This is a genomic window from Nonomuraea sp. NPDC050680 (assembly GCF_040654555.1).
GTDB lineage: Bacteria > Actinomycetota > Actinomycetes > Streptosporangiales > Streptosporangiaceae > Nonomuraea.
Genome location: NZ_JBFAIF010000016.1, coordinates 15,311 through 33,532, shown reverse-complemented (window position 1 = coordinate 33,532; position 18,222 = coordinate 15,311). Strand labels below are relative to the sequence as shown.

General features: G+C 68.1%; 15 protein-coding genes. 8 read left to right on the top strand and 7 right to left on the bottom strand.

The features are described 5' to 3' along the window. Window positions 1–3 precede the first annotated feature (3 nt). The 7 genes from AB0H88_RS37585 to AB0H88_RS37555 all read left to right on the top strand — a co-directional run bounded on the left by AB0H88_RS37585 (window position 4) and on the right by AB0H88_RS37555 (window position 7,515). Complete coding sequence (locus AB0H88_RS37585) at window positions 4–1,719, top strand: carbamoyltransferase C-terminal domain-containing protein (RefSeq protein ID WP_357653072.1); 1,716 nt, start codon at window positions 4–6, stop codon at window positions 1,717–1,719. Continuing rightward, complete coding sequence (locus AB0H88_RS37580; protein WP_357653070.1) at window positions 1,716–2,771, top strand: hypothetical protein; 1,056 nt, start codon at window positions 1,716–1,718, stop codon at window positions 2,769–2,771. The genes AB0H88_RS37585 and AB0H88_RS37580 overlap by 4 nt, the downstream gene beginning before the upstream one ends. Window positions 2,772–2,849: 78 nt before the next feature. Then, window positions 2,850–3,362 (top strand): topology modulation protein, encoded by a 513-nt coding sequence (locus tag AB0H88_RS37575; RefSeq protein ID WP_357653068.1) that lies wholly within the window; start codon window positions 2,850–2,852, stop codon window positions 3,360–3,362. A 31-nt stretch (window positions 3,363–3,393) separates the two neighbouring features. Next, window positions 3,394–4,248, top strand: a complete 855-nt coding sequence (locus AB0H88_RS37570) for a class I SAM-dependent methyltransferase (RefSeq protein WP_357653066.1) — start codon at window positions 3,394–3,396, stop codon at window positions 4,246–4,248. Next, window positions 4,245–4,997 (top strand): phosphotransferase, encoded by a 753-nt coding sequence (locus AB0H88_RS37565; protein WP_357653064.1) that lies wholly within the window; start codon window positions 4,245–4,247, stop codon window positions 4,995–4,997. The genes AB0H88_RS37570 and AB0H88_RS37565 overlap by 4 nt, the downstream gene beginning before the upstream one ends. After that, the gene (locus AB0H88_RS37560) at window positions 4,994–5,641 is read left to right on the top strand and encodes a histidine phosphatase family protein (protein ID WP_357653062.1); all 648 of its coding nucleotides are present in this window, start codon (window positions 4,994–4,996) and stop codon (window positions 5,639–5,641) included. The genes AB0H88_RS37565 and AB0H88_RS37560 overlap by 4 nt, the downstream gene beginning before the upstream one ends. After that, on the top strand, window positions 5,638–7,515 hold the full coding sequence (locus AB0H88_RS37555) for an NAD-dependent epimerase/dehydratase family protein (RefSeq protein ID WP_357653060.1): 1,878 nt from the start codon (window positions 5,638–5,640) through the stop codon (window positions 7,513–7,515). Before AB0H88_RS37560 ends, AB0H88_RS37555 begins: the two co-directional genes overlap by 4 nt. A gap of 277 nt (window positions 7,516–7,792) precedes the next feature. Here AB0H88_RS37555 and AB0H88_RS37550 read toward each other — a convergent pair whose 3' ends face one another. From AB0H88_RS37550 to AB0H88_RS37525, 6 genes are all read right to left on the bottom strand, one after another. Next, the gene (locus AB0H88_RS37550) at window positions 7,793–8,488 is read right to left on the bottom strand and encodes a hypothetical protein (RefSeq protein WP_357653058.1); all 696 of its coding nucleotides are present in this window, start codon (window positions 8,486–8,488) and stop codon (window positions 7,793–7,795) included. 286 nt (window positions 8,489–8,774) lie between these two features. Then, window positions 8,775–10,943, bottom strand: coding sequence for an FtsK/SpoIIIE domain-containing protein (locus AB0H88_RS37545; RefSeq protein ID WP_357653056.1), 2,169 nt, complete (start codon window positions 10,941–10,943; stop codon window positions 8,775–8,777). Further along, entirely contained in the window at window positions 10,940–11,239 is a 300-nt protein-coding gene (locus AB0H88_RS37540; protein ID WP_357653054.1) for a hypothetical protein, read from the bottom strand. Before AB0H88_RS37540 ends, AB0H88_RS37545 begins: the two co-directional genes overlap by 4 nt. Further along, entirely contained in the window at window positions 11,239–12,132 is an 894-nt protein-coding gene (locus AB0H88_RS37535; RefSeq protein WP_357653052.1) for a DUF2637 domain-containing protein, read from the bottom strand. Before AB0H88_RS37535 ends, AB0H88_RS37540 begins: the two co-directional genes overlap by 1 nt. Window positions 12,133–12,839: 707 nt before the next feature. Beyond that, on the bottom strand, window positions 12,840–13,532 hold the full coding sequence (locus tag AB0H88_RS37530; RefSeq protein ID WP_357653050.1) for a hypothetical protein: 693 nt from the start codon (window positions 13,530–13,532) through the stop codon (window positions 12,840–12,842). Between the two features lie 287 nt (window positions 13,533–13,819). Further along, window positions 13,820–14,011 carry a hypothetical protein gene (locus tag AB0H88_RS37525; protein WP_357653048.1) on the bottom strand — a complete coding sequence of 64 codons (192 nt, stop codon included), beginning with the start codon at window positions 14,009–14,011 and terminating at the stop codon, window positions 13,820–13,822. 429 nt (window positions 14,012–14,440) lie between these two features. Here AB0H88_RS37525 and AB0H88_RS37520 point away from each other — a divergent pair, with 429 nt between their 5' ends. After that, complete coding sequence (locus AB0H88_RS37520; RefSeq protein ID WP_357653047.1) at window positions 14,441–14,680, top strand: hypothetical protein; 240 nt, start codon at window positions 14,441–14,443, stop codon at window positions 14,678–14,680. A 188-nt stretch (window positions 14,681–14,868) separates the two neighbouring features. On the opposite strand, the gene AB0H88_RS37515 is transcribed toward AB0H88_RS37520, so the two are convergent. Then, window positions 14,869–17,694, bottom strand: a complete 2,826-nt coding sequence (locus AB0H88_RS37515) for a BTAD domain-containing putative transcriptional regulator (protein WP_357653045.1) — start codon at window positions 17,692–17,694, stop codon at window positions 14,869–14,871. Between the last annotated feature and the right edge of the window lie 528 nt (window positions 17,695–18,222).

Genomic DNA, 18,222 nt, shown 5'->3' with positions numbered 1-18,222 from the left:
GCGATGCCGCCATTTGTCGTCTTGGGCCTGTGCTCCTACACGCACGACTCGGCTGCGGCCCTCTTGGTCGACGGCGAGCTGGTCGGGTTCGTCGAGGAAGAACGTCTGTCCGGGGCCAAGCACACTCGCGCCTATCCCGAGCACGCGGTCGCCTGGCTGATGAGCGAGGCGGGCATCACCGCCGACCAGGTGAACGCGGTCGCCTACAACTTCCACGGCCTCCACTACCTGAGGGTCGTTCCGACGGCCTTCGGCATGCTCATGGACCCCGCGACCCGCGAGCGTGCATTGATGCGCGCGGCCAGCTTCGCCAAGGTCGGACTGCGCACCGTTCGCCGAGCCCAGGGCTTGAGCCGCCGGTTTCCACGTGCTCGTATCCACCCGCTGCTGCACCACCGAACTCACCAGATGTACGCCTTCGCCGCGTCCGGGTGGGAGAGCGCGGCCGTCCTGGTCGTGGACAGCCTCGGCGAGGCCCAGACCACCACGCTCGCGATCGGACGCCAGTCCGAGCCGGGCCGACCGGTGGTGCACCCACTTCACGCGCTGTCCGACCCGGCCTCACTCGGCTACGCCTACGGCGCGGTCACCGAGCACCTGGGCTGGCGGCGCGGTGACGAGGAAGGCACCGTGATGGCTCTGGCCGCGCTGGGCGACCCGGCTCGCTTCCGTACCCTCTTCGCCCAAGCGATCCCGATCACCGAATCCGGGTTCGCCCTGAACCCGGACCACTTCGCGCCCAGAGTGCTCTCGTCGTCCTACACTCGCCTGACTCCCCGCTTCACCGCTGAGACCTGCCCACGCCGAGCCCCGGACGCGCCGATCACCGAGGCCCATCGGGACCTGGCCGCCGCGCTCCAGGAGCGCACGGAGCAGGTGATGCTGTATCTGGCCTGCCTGGCCAGGACACGTACCGGGATGAAGCGGTTGTGCCTCGGCGGAGGCGTCGCCACCAACTGCGTGTCCGTCGGCAAGATCATCGAGTCGGGGCTTTTCTCGGAGGTGTTCGTGCCGCCCGCTCCGGGGGACGCCGGTACTGCGATCGGCGCAGCCGCCGCCGTACACCTGGAAGGAAGCGCGAGGCCTCTGGCCGGCATCGCGGGCGCGTGTTACCTCGGACCCGCCTTCCCCGACCATCCGCTTGACCTCGCAGTCTGGCCGGGGCTGACGGCGCACCAGGTTCACGGCGATCCCGCCGAATTCCTGGCGGAACACCTCGCCGACGGTCAGATCGTCGGCCTGTTCCAAGGGCGTGTCGAGGCAGGTCCTCGGGCGCTCGGCAACCGCTCCATCCTGGCCTCCCCGCTGATCCTTGGCGTGGTCGCGCGGCTGAACGACACGGTGAAGTTCCGAGAGCCGTTCCGCCCGTTCGCGCCCATGGTGACGGCTGAGCGCGCTGCCGAGTACTTCACGCTCGGCCAGGAGGCACCGTTCATGTCGATGGCCTCGGGCGTGACCGAGCTAGCCCGCGAGCAGATCCCTGCCGTCGTGCACGCCAACGACACCGCACGCGTGCAGACCGTCACCAAGGACGGCAACCCGTTCATGCACGATGTGCTGACCGCGTTCGCCCGCCGTACGGGCGTCCCGATTCTGATCAATACCTCCCTCAACGTCAAGGGCCGCCCGATCTGCGGCACTCCGACCATGGCGCTGGACTGCCTGGCCAACAGCGGCCTGGACGCCCTGCTACTGGAAGGCCGGTGGATCACATCATGAAGATCGGCTATAGCTTCTGGGGCTTTCTGGGTGCGGGCATCACCGATTCTCCGGACGGTGGGCGCAGCCACCGGCGTCCTTTCATCGATGCCATCCAGGCCGCTGGCCATCAGGTGGTGTTTCTTCAGCCGGACCGTGACCTGGTCGAAGCCGGGGACCACATCGCGGCCCCCTACCGGTTCGACTCGGGCCTGCCCGATCTCGACGTGCTGTTCACCGAATGGCGCTGGCCCATCCCCGGCCGCAACACCACCGCCTGCGGCGCCCAGGGGCATACCTGCGACCTGCATCGGCAAGCCGAACTCCTCGACCACTACACCGACGGATTCGGTCTGCCCACGATCATCTGGGACAAGGACCGCCAGCTCCCGCTGAGCGACCCGTTGCGCAGCCATAGGGACGTTGTGGTGTGCGAAGCCGCGATGACCCCCTCGGCGGGCGCCCGCTCGCTGCTGTTCCCGCTGGACGACGCCCTTCTGGATGCGGCAGACCCGGTAGCGCTCGCCGCTCAGGCTCGGCCGTTCCCGCTGAGCTACATCGGCAACCAGTACGACCGCGACGAGGCGTTCCACCGCTTCTTCGCGCCCGCAGCGGCCCGCCTGCCGCACTGGGTGGCCGGCAAATGGCGCGACACCCGCCAGTGGCCCCACGTCACCTTCGTCGGCAGGGTGCCGTTCCGCGAAGTGTCCCGTATGTACGGCGAGAGCCTGGCCACAGTTCTGCTGCTGCCAGACCGGTATGCCGCCGTGGGCCAGATGACCCAGCGGATCTTCGAGGCGGTGCTGGCCGGATGTCTGCCCCTCGCGCCCGCCACGATCGCCCACGCAGCGCGGTTCGTCCCCGACGAGCTGATCGTCAAGGACGGAGCCGAGGTGGTCACCGCGGTGCATCGGCTGTGGTCCATCGCTGGAACCACCGAGCACGCCGACCTGATCGCGGCGTGCCTGGCCAAGCTGGAGGTGTTCCGTCTCAGCCGCCAAATGCAGACGCTGCAGGCGATCCTGGCCGAACTCGCCCCTCTCCGTCCTCAGACGATCGGGGCACGCCGATGAGCACGGCCCCGCGGGCCCTTCTCGACCCGCTCGCCATTGCATCGCTGGTCACGTCCGTCCCGGCTATCGTGGAGCGCCATGCAGATGAACCGAGTCGCCATCGTCGGGTCAGGTGGGAGCGGCAAGTCCCACGTGGCCCGCGAACTCGGCCGGCTGCTGGATTCACCGGTTACCCATCTGGACGCGGTGTACTTCGACGACGAGTGGAACCCGCTCCCTCCGGAGAAGTTCGAGGCCGCCCAGCAAGAGCTGGTCGCGGCCCCGCGCTGGGTCATCGACGGCAACTACAACTCCTCCCTGCACGTTCGGCTCCAGGCGTGCGACACCGTGGTGATGATGGACGTGCCCACCTGGGCCGCCCTGCGGGGGATCTTGTCCCGCCAGCTCCGGCATGGCGCCGGCCAGCACACCTCCGGCGTCTACAACCGCATCCACTGGGGCGTGCTCACCTATGTGGCCACCTATCGGAGACGCATGCGGCCCAAAGTGCTCGCAAAGATCAACGACCTGGCGGCGGGCAAGCGCGTGGTCTTCCTCACCAGCCGCGCCGAAACGCGCCGCTGGCTGGAGCAGGTAGCCGCCAGCCGCTGACCCGTCCTGGTGGCATGGACGGGTGGCGCCCGTGACGTCGGCAGGCAACGCCTTCACCCACCCAACCGTCACCTCCGATCTCTACCGGGACGGATCCCGCCTGGCCGCTCGTACCTCAGCGTTGCACCGGGCCAAGGTTCAGGGACGGCCCGTCGCCGAGGTCATCGCCGACCTGGCCGCCGACCAGTTGACTGATCCACGGCAGGCGATCGTCGCCGACATCGGCTGTGGCCGCGGCACCAGCACCCGGATTCTGGCGGAGCGTCTACGCCCGAAGCGACTCCTGGCCATCGACGCCTCAGCGGCGATGCTGGCCGCCGCCCGCGCCCAGATCGGATGTGCGCAGCTCGCCGACGATTCCACGGCGATCACGTATGTACGGGCCGACTTTCACCGGCTGCCGGTCGCGAACACCTCTTGTGCCTTGGTAGTGGCCGCGTTCTGCCTCTACCACGCGCCCGACCCGCGTCCTGTCATCGCCGAGATCGCCCGCATCCTCGCCCCGGACGGGATGGCCATCCTGGTCACCAAGTCCGCTGACAGTTACCGCTCGCTCGATCGCCTGGTCGCCGCCGCCGGCATAGACCCCCGCGCGGAGCAGCGGCCGAGCCTGTATGAGACGGCGCACGGCGGCAACCTGGAGGCCCTCATCGCGCCGAGCCTGACGGTCATCCGCGCGGAGCACGAGGAGCACCGGTTCGCCTTCACCGGCTTGGACCACGTCGCTGCTTACCTGGCCACCAGTCCCAAGTACGAGCTACCGCCCGGCATGGCCGCCGATCCGGACACGATCGCCACGGCGTTGCGCGCCCGGATCGAGGACGGGCCGGTAGCGGCCACCTCCACCATCACGTACCTGATCGCCACGCGAGGCGACATGCCATGACCCTCAACACCTTCAGCAAGCCGTACTCCACGCGCAAGGACCTCGAGCGGGCCGTCGCCCACCACACGTGGCTCGCTGAACACGCCAAGTCACTGCAACTGCCGCCCCTTGTGGCCGTGCACGCCAACCGCCTCGAACTGGGCTTCGTCGACGGCCGTCACGCTGTGGTCGCCGACGTGCCCGCGGTGGCCGTCACTCTCGGCCAGGCCCACGCCGACGTCTGGGCGAGCGACCTGCATCGCGCCCTGCTCACCCACGCGCATCCGATGTCCGGGGGCCACGAACTGGCCGACTTCGCCTCGCCGCGGATAGCGGCGCTTCGCAAGCGTTGCGAGGCCGGGTTGATCAGCGTGCGTCAGATAACCGCCGTCCAATCGCTCCTGGCCCCGCACCCTGCCACGCCAGCCGCCTTCTACAAGGACACCAACCCGCGCAACGTCCTCATCACCAGCGGCGGGCCGGTCATGGTGGACCTTGACGATCTCACCCTGGCGCCATTCGGCTACGACCTGGCCAAGCTACTGGTCGCCCTCGCCATGACCGGCGGACCGCTCCCGCCCGAGACCTATACCGCCGCGCTGAGCTGCTACAACCTGCCGCTCACCGACGCCGGGCTGACACCCGTGTCCATCGACGAGTTCCTCGGCTACGCGGAACTGCACCACCTGCTCACCCTGCCCTACCTCGGCAAAGGCGGATACCGGCACCCATGGTCGACCGTCCGCCCCACTCCGGAGGATCTGAAGTGATCGCCACCGAACTGACCTTCGTCCGGCACGGCCAGGCCCAGTGCAACGTTGACGGGGTCGTCGGCGGACCCCGTACCTGCACGGGACTGACCGACCTCGGCCGCCGACAGATGACCCTGACCGCCGCCCGCCTTGTCTCCGAGCATGAGGCCAACCCCTTCACCCACCTGTACTCCGGGCCCCGGCGGCGGCTCATTGAGAGCGGCCGGATCCTCGCCGACACCCTCGACGTGCCACTGACCATCAGCAACACGCTCGACGGCCCCGTACACGGAGAAGCCGACGGCAAGCCCTGGCACGAAGTGAAGACGTCCTTCCGCGGCGGCCCACACGCCCACCCCGATCAGCCATGGGCACCAGGCTCCGACACCTGGAACGGCTACCTCAAGCTCGCCGGCGAGGTCCTCGCCGACCTCATCCACAACCACCAAGGGGCGCGCGTCCTATTCGCCGCCCACGGCGAAACCGTGCTCGCCACCCACGCCCTGCTGCTCGACCTGCGCGCCGGCCTGATGACCAGCTTCACCGTCGACCACGCCTCCATCACCCACTGGCAACTGCACCGCAATCGGTTCGACGACGAACGCTGGATGTTGCTGCGCCACAACGACACCTCCCATCTGACCCCGCTGGCCAGCTCGTGAACGCCGGCGAGAACGACCTCTTAGCCATGGCCCGCCGCCATCTCGGCCCCGTCACGCGGCTGCCACGCCTCGACCTTCCGCCGCACCTGCTTCTCCTGGCGGCAGACGACGGCAACCGCTACATCCTCAAGCACCACGACAGCCCTGACCGGTTCCACACCGAAGCCCGCGCCTATGCCACCTGGGTGCCGTCCCTGGGCGAACACGCCCCGCACTTGGTTCACGCCGACCCCGACAGCCTGTCCCTGCTGCTGACTGTCCTGCCAGGACAACGCGCCGCACAGCTCCCGGAGGGTTCCCCCGCCGAACGACAGACCCACCGCGCCGCGGGCCGCGTACTCCGGCTGTTGCACCAAGCCTCACCCGACCCGCACCCCAGCACCGGCGTGTCCGCCTACCTGGCTGAACGCATGCGCTGGTGGGCCGCCCGCGCCCAACTGGCCGCCCTCATCACCCCCTCCGACCTCCGCATCCTGCACACCTGGGCCGACCAGATGGCCGCTGAGACCCTCGAAACCACCATCTGCCACCTGGACTACCAGCCGCGCAACTGGGTCGTCAGGACAACCGGCGAGGTCGGCGTCCTGGACTTCGAGCACACCCGCCTCGACGCCCGCATCCGCGACTTCAGCCGCCTCGAACACCGCTACTGGCAGCGCGCTCCCCACCTTCGTGCAGCGTTTCTCGACGGCTACGGGCGCCCTCTCGACCCCGCCGAGCAGGAACTCCTGGAGCGCTTCAGCGCCCTGGAAGCCATCACCGCACTGGTACGCGGCCACGAAGCAGGCAACGCGGAGCTGCTCGCCCATGGCCGCACGCTCATCACCGATCTCCGCCGACCGCGAAGGACCACCATGACCGCCCCGGCCTTCTCGAACAACGCACCCACCAGGCTTCCCCGTCGGGCCGTCGTCACCGGCGCAGCCGGATTCATCGGCTCGCACCTATGCCAAGCGCTACTCGAACAGGGCGTGACCGTCATCGGCGTCGACCGCCGCGACCCCACCAAGAACTACAGCACCGCGCAGAAACTGGCCGACATCCGTGACCACCTAGGCTTCATCTTCGCCACCGGCGACCTGCGAACCTGCGCCATCGAGCCCCTGCTCCTCGACGCCGATGTCGTCTTCCACCTGGCCGGCGTCCCGGGCGTCCAACCCTCATGGGGCGCCGACTTCGACGACTACGTCGCCTCCAACATCTCGGCCACCCAGCGGCTCATGCACGCGGTCACAAGGCTGCGCATCCCACGCCTGGTCGTCGCCTCCTCCTCCAGCGTCTACGGCACAACCGACGGGGACCGCCCCAGCGCCGAGACCGATCACCCGCACCCCGCATCGCCGTACGCGGTGACCAAGCTCGCGGAGGAACAGCTCTGCCTCGCCCACGCGGCCCGATCGGACTGCGACACCACTGTGGTGGCCTTGCGGTACTTCACCGTCTACGGCCCCCGCCAGCGGGAGGACATGTTCGTCCAGCGCCTCCTGACCGCCGCCTCAACTGGTCTGACCCTCCAGATCTACGGGGACGGCAAGCAGCGCCGCGACTTCACCTTTATCGACGACGCCATCGCCGCGACCATCGCGGCCGGCACCGTCTACCTGCCCAACAGCGTGATCAACATCGGGGCCGGCCGGACCACCTGTCTCAACGACGTCGTAGATCGGGCCCACCAGCTCACCGGTCGGCCGGTCAACGTCCGTTCGACCAGCGCTCGAAGCGGCGATGTCTCCGCCACCTTCGCGGACGTGTCCTCCGCCCGTCGGCTGCTCGGCTGGACTCCGACCACCGACCTGATCACCGGCATGACCGCGCAGCTCGACTGGATGGCCTCCAACCACAGCTCTTCTCCCGTCGCGGCGGAGGCCGTCTAACGCCCCCAGAAGCCACGGCGCGGGCAAGCCAGCCCACGATCACGCTCAGGCGGCCCGCGCCGTCCAACCTGGCGTCCACACCGCGGGCCGAAGCGGGGCTCCACCCAGTAAGTCGGCGACAACCGCGCCCACTTCGGGGGTTTGGTGGCGAGAGCAGGAACGCGCCGTAGGCGATGATCACGAGCCGGTATGGCGAAGCCCCGGCGGTTGAACGTCCAACCAACCGAGGCCGACGCGTGGGAAAGATCTCAACGGCCTGACGCTGGATCCCAGCGCCTTACGGAATGTGCTGCAGAGTGGAACCGTCCCAATAAAAGTGTGGGGCCTGGGTCCATGCCTCCGGGTATTGAGGCACTGGGATGGCCTCGGGAATGGCGGGACCAGGCAAGGGCGCGCCCGTTTGGCCGTTGACCCAGGCGGTGGCCACCGGCGTGGGCGTCCAGTTGGGGTCGCCAATCAGGACCGCCGCGACGGCACCGAGTAACAAGGAGATCGATCCATAAGGCAGGGGGATGCGCCACTCTCGTTCCCAGGTGAAGTCCATGACGCTTTGCCCATTGGTGCGGATGGGATTGCCCCAGACCTGGATCTCGGCGGGCCATTGTTGGTGAACGGCTTCCGGTGGGTAGGCGATGGCGCCACCGCCAGCGGCGATCACGCTGCGTCGATGGAGGAAGACTCCCCACGGGGGCATGCCACGCTCGGTGAGCATGTGAAGCAGGTGAGGCCCGGGACTCTCCGACAGGCAGACGGCCGGAACGCTGGCGCGGAAAGGAACGAAAGCACGGAGAGTCTGCGTCCTGAGGATGGCGTCCAGGCGTTGGTGAGGGGCCATCGCCTTGATGTCCGCTGGGACGGTGGGAGTGAACTTCGAGCCTGGTCGGCGACCACAGAAATGAATCAAGAGATCGCTCTGGCCAGGGCCAAGCGCCGCCAGAAGTGGCAACACCGCCGCGGTGGTCGGGTCCGTCATGCTGTTAATGATCCCGCTTTGCGCCCCCTTCTGAGCACCTGTTAGAGGAGCCCTTCCGGACGGCGGGTGGCCTTGGGTCTGGACCCGGGGGGTCACCGCCGTCGGCCCTGGCCTGACTGGCTACCACTGGGTTTTCCAACGCGCGGCTCTAGCGGGTGCAGCCGCGAGGTCTAGCGGCTTGGCTAGCGGTGCAACCTCGTCCTGAGCTGGGATCTAGCGCTCTAGCGGCCCCATGCGAACGCCCCTGGAAGCGGCTCCAGGGGCGATCGGTGAGGTGATCTGGGTGCTAGGGCTGGGCCTTCCGCTTGCCGTACGCGTCGGCGACGTCGGACCGGTTGAAGCCCTTGCGGTTGCGGCCCTTACCGGCGGCGTCGCGGCCCCAAGTGTCCTCCGTCTGGACCCCGTACTCCTTCAGGCGAGCGGTCAGGGCAGCGGTCTTGGCGTCGTCCTCCAGGTCCGCCCACTGGCCGTAGGCGTCCGGCCGGAAGTCGGCCAGTCGGTCCACGACGATGCTGTTCCAGACCTTCTCTTCCTTGGCCGTCGTCACGGTCAGGATGTCGGCCAGCAGGTCGTAGGAGACCCGCTGAGGCCCCTCCTGGCCGATCGCCTGCCCGGACAGCGTCCCGGTCTCCTGACGGAGCTGGTAGGCGCGCTCAGCGATCACCTCGGAGGTGGGGCCGTCCAGGTAGGCCGACCGGACGATCAGCGGGTCTTCGGCGATGCCAACAGCCCAGGAGATGCCCTTGTCGTTCAGGGTGAACATGGTGGCCTTGACCCCGGCCTGGTGCAGGCCCGTGCCGAGGATCATGTCGTTCTCCTGCCAGCCCATCACCCGCAGGCAGATCCGGATGCCCGCATTCGCCGAGATGGCCTTGGGCAGGCTGTCTTTGTCCGGGCGCTGGGTGGCGAGGATGAGGATGATCCCGAGGGCAGGGCCGCGCTTGATGATGGCCGTGGCGTATTTGGCGGCCTCCTCGCCGTACTCGTCGTCGGCGAACAGTTCCTGGCACTCGTCGATCGCGACCACCATCGGGTGCAGGCCGAGGTCTCGCCGTGCGGCCAGTTCGGGGGTGACCTTGAACTCGGGCGCCTGGTGACGGGGCAGGCCATCGATAACCTCGGCTCGCCGGTCCAGCTCGGCGTACACCTCGGCCAGCGAGGCGACGCACGCTGCCTTCGCGGAGTCGGTGGCGCCCTTGGCGTAGTGGTGGGCCACCTTCTCCAGCGCCGACAGGTCTCCGGTGCCCTTCAGCTCGAACAGCCGAAGCTCGGCCAGCGGGTCGAGCGCGCAGGCCAGCAGCAGCACACGTAGCGCGAACGTCTTGCCGTAGCGCGGCATCGAGCCGATGAGCACGTTGGCGAACATGAGCAGGATCGGCACCGGGCGCCCGCGCTGGTCGTTGCCGTACGGGATCGGATCGAACAGGCTGACCTGGCCCGACTTCAGCAGCGGCCAGGCGGGCTGCCTGGCCTTGCGCATCTCCTGATCGCCTACCCACAGCACCAGACGGCCGGGGTGCTCCTCCGACACCGGCTCGGGCCACACACAGCCCAGCGCGCGGCGCAGGCCGGAGGCGAGCTTGTCGCGCTTCTCCAGCACCTCCGCCACAGTCACGCCGAGAGGGAGATCGACCTCGGCCCGCCAGCCTGGGCCGTCCCGCATGATCGGGGCCGGGAAGGTGATGCCGCGCCCGGTTTTGCCGAGCGCCTGGTTGATGGCCGAGATGCCGAGCGAGCCGAGCGCGTCCAGTACCTGGTCACTGGTGAGCTTCCGCACGTGGTTGGGGACGACCGCTCGGTCCAGCAGTGGCTTGTCGGCGGACGACCCGATCAGACCCGCCGCAGCGACGAGCACGCCGAGCATCGCCCAGTGCGCCCACGTCGGCGTGGCCACCGCGACGAAGAGGCCCACTAGGACCAGCGTGATCGTGCCTATGAGGACCGTCCACAGCCGTGCCTTGACCCGGCCGTCGCGGTGCCGGGACAGCGCCAGATACTCCGCGGCCTCTTCCTTTGACGCCGCCGCCCGGCGGACCGGACGGCCTTCCAGGTCGAACAGCCAGCGGACCAGCTCGACAAGCAGCCGCCAGGCGCCGGCGGGGGAGCGGGCCGCGAGTTTGGCCGCATACTTCGGCGTGCGCAGCGCGTGGTACGCCAGCACGTACCCGGTGTGCTCGGCCTGCCACTTGACCACCCGCAAGGCATCGGCCCGCGACTTCAACCACACCGGGACAAGCGGCGACCGCTCCTCACGGCGCGCGGCCAACTCGGCGAGCAGGTCCACCGGGCCAAGCTCATGCGGCTGATCGACCAGGACGACCTTGCCCTCAAGGACGTCGTTCCCTTCCGGAACCTCCTGCGTTGGCTTCCTTATGGCGGGCCCGGGGGCGAGCGGCGTAGAGCCGTCTCCGAGGGTGATCACCAGGCCGTCGTGCATCTCCTTCGTCGTGGTCACGCCCTCACCTCCGTCCGAGTGACCAGCGCCCCGAGGATCTCGGCGTGCACGGCGAGCGCCTCGGCCACGATCCGTACCGCCATCACCGTCTGGCCGACGAGGCGGCACACGTCCGAAAGGATCAGCAGTACGACCACCACGGCGACGCGAGCCACCGTGAAGGCCGTGCGGCCCCAACCGGCGCGGCGGATGGCCGCGCACATCTGCCCGACGCTCCGGGAGTCCGGAGTCGCTTCGCGGGTGGCGCAGAGGAGGAACAAGGACATACCGATGGCGGGGATCAGAATGGTGGTCATCACGCAGCCTCCGCCTCGCTCGTTTCGGTCGGCTGAGTGGCATCCATCGGCGGCACGGCGACCTCCGCAACGATCCGTGCCGGGACGTCCGGCTCGGCGGCCGCAGAGCGCTCCCGATCCACCTCAGCGATGATCTCCTCCGCCTCGCGGACCTCGATGCCCCACCGGTTCGCGAGGGCCCTGCGGCCGACCCTTTTCGAGTCGGGCTGCAGGCTGTCCTCGTAGGTGAGGCGTGCCGCCTCGAAGCGGTCCACTGGGAGCACCGGCACGGTCCGTTCCACCTCGACGACGGTCTCGACGGGCTGGCACATGTGCTCCTCAGCGACCGGCTCGGCAACCTCGTTGACGGGCTGCCGGGTGTTTCGCACGATCCACATCAGGAGTTCGTAGGCGCCAGCGAATGCGAGAGGCGCCAGGGCGCTGACCAGGCGCGATCCGAGGCCGCCCGACCAGCCGTGCGCCACGTTCGCAGCCAGGGTCACCGCGCCTCCGAGGCTGAGCGCGACCCATGCCAGGACTGGCACACGAACCTTGCGGCGCGAGCAGTAGACCATCACCAACGAGGCCATGACGATCACGCCGTCGGACATCGCCGGGTAGAGCACGGCCATGTCGTGCCGCTCCCCGAGAGCGATCGCCAGGCCGTAGAAGTGGTGGTACGAGACATAGGCCGCAGCCGCGGCAACGGCCAGAAGAACGGCCACCGCGAAACCGAGAATGGCTCGGTCTCCGATGTGGCCTGTGCCAGCGCTGGCGGGGTGTGCAGCCACCGGCACGGCGGCAGCGCCGCGAGGGCGGAACAGGTTGATACCGAAGCGTCGGGAGCGCTTGGGGGGAGCCGCATCAGCGGGATTCGCTATCTCGGCGGTGGGGCGTGTGGAAGGGTGGCTCATGGCCTGGCTCCTGGGTCAATCAGGTTGCTGGGTCGTGGGCCGGGGCTCGGTGTTGGCTCACCGGGCCTCGGCCGCCTTACTGCTACTGGCTGCGGGCCAGTGGGGTCGTCCGTCGGGCTGCGCTCCGGAAGTTTCCGGACTTCTCGGCCCCGTTTACGCGCGTGCGCGTGAGGTCATCCCCCACAGGGGAGCGAGCGGCGACGCTGATGGGCTCCAAAGGAGTTTTGAGGCGCTGCAGGCAACTGGAAGGCCGCTAGAGCGGACGCACGGGCCGCCGGACCGCGAAGGCTTGCTGAACCGCCTCCGTGGCCCTCGGCGGCATGCCGAGGGGTTCGAGGTGACGGCTGGGATGGCGCTCTTTCCCTGGTAGGGCGCGAATCCGCTGTAGCTCCTGCTGCAGCAACGGCTGTAGCAACCGGCGGGAGTCCACCCCAGTTCGCCGGAGTCCACACCACGCCGTATCCAGGGGAAACAAAGCCCCGCATACCTGGGCAAACCCCCTGCCCGAGACTACGGATCAGAAGGTTGGGGTTTCGAGTACCTCCGGCCGCACAGCAGGTGAAAGGCCCTCCGGGATGATCCCGGAGGGCCTTTTTCGTGGCCGTACAGCAGCGTTGTACAGCAACGTCGCCCCATGCAGCCGGATTCCTGCGCGCATCAGCAGGCCCCTGTGCTCTAACCCCCAGAGGTGGCGCCGACGACCTTGCTCAGGCGCCGCCGAGGCCTTCCCGGAGGCGGTGAACCCACTCCGCGGGGAAGACCTGCTCAAGCCGCTCTCTGCTGATCTCCAACATCCCCTCCTTCGCCAACGGAAGGAGAGCGCCGTCCTGAACGGCCTTGTGATTCTCGGGGGCCGGACAGATCAGGACGGCGAGGATCCGGCATGTCCGTTGCAGATCCTCGATCCCGGTGGCTTGGATCATGCTCTTGATGGGCTCCCACGCCGTCCGTACGGCAAGCCCCACCAGCGGTTCGAGGAGAGGGCTGCGTCGATCGGTCTTTCGGGACTGCATGATGGCCGTCGTCACGTACTCCGGTATTTGGTCCATGGTTTTCGAGAACTTCTCGATGGCCTCGGCCAGGGTGGCGAGGAGGTCGCACCAGAAGTGATCGGCAAGTCGTCTTCTGGCCTCTCGTGGCTTGCTGCCGCCGAACCTCTTATCGAGTTCCTCGATTACGGGGCCGGTTAGGACGTCTCCGACTGTCTGGATGCGTTCGATCGTGTCAGGGTTTTCGGCTAGCCAGTCGACGAGATCGGCTGTGGCGCTATCGGTGGCGGCTGCCTTTCTCCGGCTGGATGGCTGTCGTCGTCCGATGGGAGGTGGGGCCGCCGCCCATCTGCAGTTGCTGTCGTCTCTCGCCTCTTGACGAGCCACGGGAGAGGGGTCACGAGCCAGCAAGAGGCTGTGGGTCCAGCCATGCTGTGCCCCGCCGCACGCGGAACATCCGCATTGATGCCCTTTGGCCCGTTCGCAACTCACAGGGTGCGTCATTCGCCCTCCGCTACGTTTGGAAATGTGAACTGGCGACTCGCTGGAAGCCCTATTCCTTTGAACCACATACGCCGACAAGTGAAATGGTCGCCGTAGTCAGTCCGGCATGCCTATTCGGCTATGAGAAGAGGTCGAGAATGAACAAAGCCCCTTTAGGGTGATCCCAAAGGGGCTTTGCGGTAGCGGAAAATTTGTTATGTCTCGCTTGAGCGGTCGAGGCTCTGATCGAGCCGGTCGAGTGCCCTGCGGGTTTCCGGGCTGGGGATCTGGGTGCAGACGTCCATGGTCATCGAGATCTGCGAGTGACGCAGGATGCGCATGGCCACGCGCGGGTGGACGTCGAGGGCGGCCAGGAGTGAGGCGCACGTGTGGCGGGTGTCGTGCACGCGGATGCGTGGGACGCCTGCGTTGCGGCAGTGGGGTCTCGAAGGCCCGATTGAAGTTCCTGGGTTCGATCGGCGTGCCGGTCCGAGTGGTGAACGTCAGGTCCGAGGGCTTCCACTTGGTCCCGGCCGCCTTGCGTGCTTCCTCCTGGACGCGGTGACGGTGCCGGAGCGCCGAGACGCACAGGCCGAACAGCGGGAGGGAAGCCGTCGAGTCCTCGGTCTTGGTCGTTTCGCGGTGCAGAAGCCGGCGACCGACCCTGGTGAGCTGGCGAGAGATCCAGAGCTGTTCGCCGCCCAAGTCCACGCAGTCCCAAGCCAATCCAAGTACCTCCCCGCGGCGCAGGCCCAGGACGAGGATCAGTATGTAGGCCGCATAGAGCGGGTCGTCGCCCTCTCGTCCGCGCCGACGACTTCGAGGGCCCGATCAGGGTGGCCGACGCGGCCACCGGGGACATCGTGGCCACCCACGAGCCGAAGATGCCATGGGGGAAGACCTTCACCGATCTGCTCGGCTGGGTGGACAACAATCATCTCCTCATCCACATCGCCGCCTCCCAGGAGGTCCGCTACGGCTACTTCTCCCTCGACGCCCGAACCGGTGCCCTCGAACCCCTGCACCTCCCCGCCAACCTCAACCCAGACCTCGCCGCCTTCGGCTCCCTCGTCTGATCTGGCATCCGTGCAACGCTGCGCCTACGGGACCTGACCGCTCGACGCCGAGTCCATCGTGGCCATCGCCAAGGACATGGAGCCACTCTCATGCGGCCAGGTATCTCCGTGGCCCGGCCGTCATCAACAAGAATCCGCACATAAGTGGACAAAGTCGACCAGTGTGGGGATATGTGCCGGGATGAGGGTCAGAGCATGTTCTTGATCGGCTGGGGTGTTTCCGGCACGGGCTGGGCGAGGATCTCGGTCACCTCCCGGGCCGTGAGCAGGCGGGCGTCGCGCAGGAGGCTGACGGACTCCTCCCACTGTTTCCGTGCTTCGTCGTGCCGTTCGAGGTCGTGCAGGGCGGTGCCGAGCCACCAGCGTGACCTGGCTTCCTTCAGGTGGTATCCCGATTCGCGGAGCAGTCGCACGGCCGTCGTGTAGCTGTCCACCGCCTCGGTCAGCTGACCGGCATGGAGGTAGATGTCGCCCAGCGAGTCGTGTGCCGAGCCTGCGCCGGCGAGCGGGTCCGTCTTCGGCCACAGCTCCACCAATTGGCGTGCTTCCGCGATCGCCTCGTCAAAGCGCCCCTGCCGGTAGTAGACATGCACCCTGTTGTTGCGGAGCACAGCCGGGGCCCCAGGGCGTTCGGCATCGTCGTTGAGCGTCAGAGCCGACTCCAGGTAAGCGAGCGCGTCGTCGAGACGGCCCACGATCGTGTGGATGACACCGAGGTTGCTGAGGGCTCCCACCTTCCTTCGGGGCAGTTGCGCGCGATCCCAGTCGGTGAGAGCCGTCTTCAGTTGCGCGATCGCGGCATCGTAGCGGCCCTGGTCCCGGTAGACCCAACCCAGGAAGCTGCGGAGCTGGGCCTTGTCCTCGCATGCCACGATGCGATCGGCCACCTCGATGGCGTACGTGTAGATGTCGGCCAGTTGCGTGTGCCAGCCCTGGTAGCAGAAGGGCCAGTGGAGTCCGATGGCCAGGCCGATGGCGGTCGCCGGGTCGGGGCCGGCCAACGCCTGCTGCGCGGCGGCGAGCAGATTGTCCCGCTCATCCTGGACCCATCGGCTCACCTCGGCCGGTTCCTTGAAGGTGATGTCGGGCAACTCAATGGGGCATCGCACTACGGGATCCTTGTTGAGGAGGGTGTTTGCCATCCAGAGGGTGGTCAGGTAGTGGTGGAACGCGCGCCGGACGGCGGCGGTGCGTTCCTCCTCCGGCAGATCCTGGTGCGCCCGTTCGCGGGCATAAAGACCGACCAGGTCGTGGAACTGGTAGCGGTCGGGCCCGGCGGCCTCGAGGAGGCGGGCGTCCTGCAGGCGTTCCAAAGCGGCTTCGGCGCGGTGGTGGGGCCAGCCGGTCAGGGCAGCGGTGGCGGCGGGGGTGTGCGTGGGCAGGTCGAGCATGCCGAGCAGGGGTAGCAGGCGGGCGGCGTCACGACCGGCGGGTTCTTCTCGCAGGTGGTGGTGGCTGACCGCGATGCTGGCGCGTACGGCCAGGTCGGCGTACTCCAGCACGTCCAGGCGGCGGGTGGCGTCGGTCAGCCGTCCTTCCAGGTCGGACAGGGTCCAGTCGGGGCGGGCGGCCAGGCGGGCGCCGACGATCCGCAGGGCGAGGGGGAAGCCGCCGCACAGATGGACGATCCGCTCGGCCGCCTGCGGTTCGGCGCGTACCCGGTCGGGTCCGGCCAGGCGGGACAGTAGCGCGGCGGCGTCGGCGACATCCAGGGCGCCCAGGTGGAGGTGGCGGGCGTTGTCCAGGGTGGCCAGCGGGTCCCGGCAGGTGATCAGGACCCGGCAGCCGAGGCCGGCGGGGATGAGCGGGCGGATCTGGCGGACGTCGCGGGCGTTGTCCAGGATGACCAGCAGGTTGCACGTCGCGGTCAGGGAGCGGTAGCGGGCGGCGGCCTCACCGGGGTCGGCGGAAGCGGCGGCGCCGTCCAGGCCGAGGGAGCGCAGCAGGTGGTGCAGAGCTTGGGTCGGGGTCAGCGGGTCGAGTCCGGGGGTTGATCCGTGCAGGTTGAGGTAGATGACGCCGTCGGTGAATCGGGTGGCCATGGCGTGGGCGACGTGAACGGCCAGGGCGGATTTGCCGATGCCGCCGGGTCCGTCGATCACGGTGATGGTGGGCCCGTGGGTGGATCCGTCGGCGGGGCCGAGTGCGGTGCGTAGGCGGTGGATCTCGGTGGCGCGAGCGGTGAAGGCGTGGGTGTCGAAGGGCAGTTCGGCCGGGATGTACGGCTCGCTGACCGTGACCTGTTGGGCCGGGGTGGTCAGGTCGAGGACGGGATCCTTGACCAGGACAGCCTGGTGCAGGCGGCGTAGTTCGGCGCCGGGGTCGATGCCGAGTTCGGAGACCATGACCCGGCGGGCGTTCTGGTAGACGGCGAGCGCTTCGGATGGGCGGCCGGCACGGTGCAGGGCGAGCATGAGTTGGGCGGCGGGGCGTTCGCGCAGTGGGTGGGCCCGCACGTGTGCGGCCAGGTCGGCGGCCACGGCGTGGTGGTCGCCGACGGCGATGCGGAGATCGGTGTGGTCTTCCAGGAGGGTGAGGTGTTCTTCTCCCAGGCGGGTGGCTTCGATCCGTGCCCAGGGGGCGGTCAGTTCGGCCAGTGGTTCGCCTCGCCACAACTGCAGGGCTCTGCGGAACAGGGCGTCTGCGGCGGCCCTGGCCCCCTGCGCCTGGGCGGTGCGGGCGCGTTTGGCCAGGCGGATGAACAGGTGGGCGTCGATGTGGTCGGGTTCGAGCGCGAGCCGGTAGCCGCCGGGCATGGTCTGGATGATCTCTTCGGTGGTGTGGGGTCCGAGGGTTTCGCGGAGTTTGGAGATCACGATGTGGAGTTGTTTGGTTATGGTCACCGCGGAGCTGTCTCCCCATATGTCGGTGAGGATCCGCTCGGTGTGTACGGCCTGCCCGGAGTCCAGGGCGAGTCTGGCCAGCACGCCGATTCGTCGTTGCCCGGCGAACCTGACCGGTTCGTCACCGGCCAGGACCTGCCACGGGCCGAGGAACCTGATCTCCAGCGCCATGCAGAGCGCTCCCATCCTTCAACGAAGTCGGCATTGTAACGAGATGATCGGGCTCATTCGCGGCGATGACGGATGGAACGCCGTCTTCGTGCGGATTCCGGCGTCTTAGTTCACATGTGCATGTCTAGACGTGCAGGCTTACATGTGACTTGCATCAGACTCGCCAGGCTACCGATCACCCGGAGAGACCACGGCAGGACTGCCCCGCCGGCGGCGGGGCGGGCGGCAAGGTGGCGGGCCTTGGTGGCGCTGCGCGCCGTAACCGAAGTGGCCACGGGACCGCTCGGGGACCGCCTCGTGCTTGACTCCGGCGCGGGGCTGCCAGTACTGCGGGGACTGAACAGGCGCTGAGGCTAGGCGACCGACATTCTGCACTGCCGAGATGCGCGAGCTATACAGCAGAACGTACAGCAACGCCGCCTTACTCGAACGCATGCGGACTCTCCGCGATCACCTCTTGAGCAGGACGGTCGCAGGTTGACAGGTCATCTGCCCTTCCCTACGGATCAGAAGGTTGGGGTGTCGAGT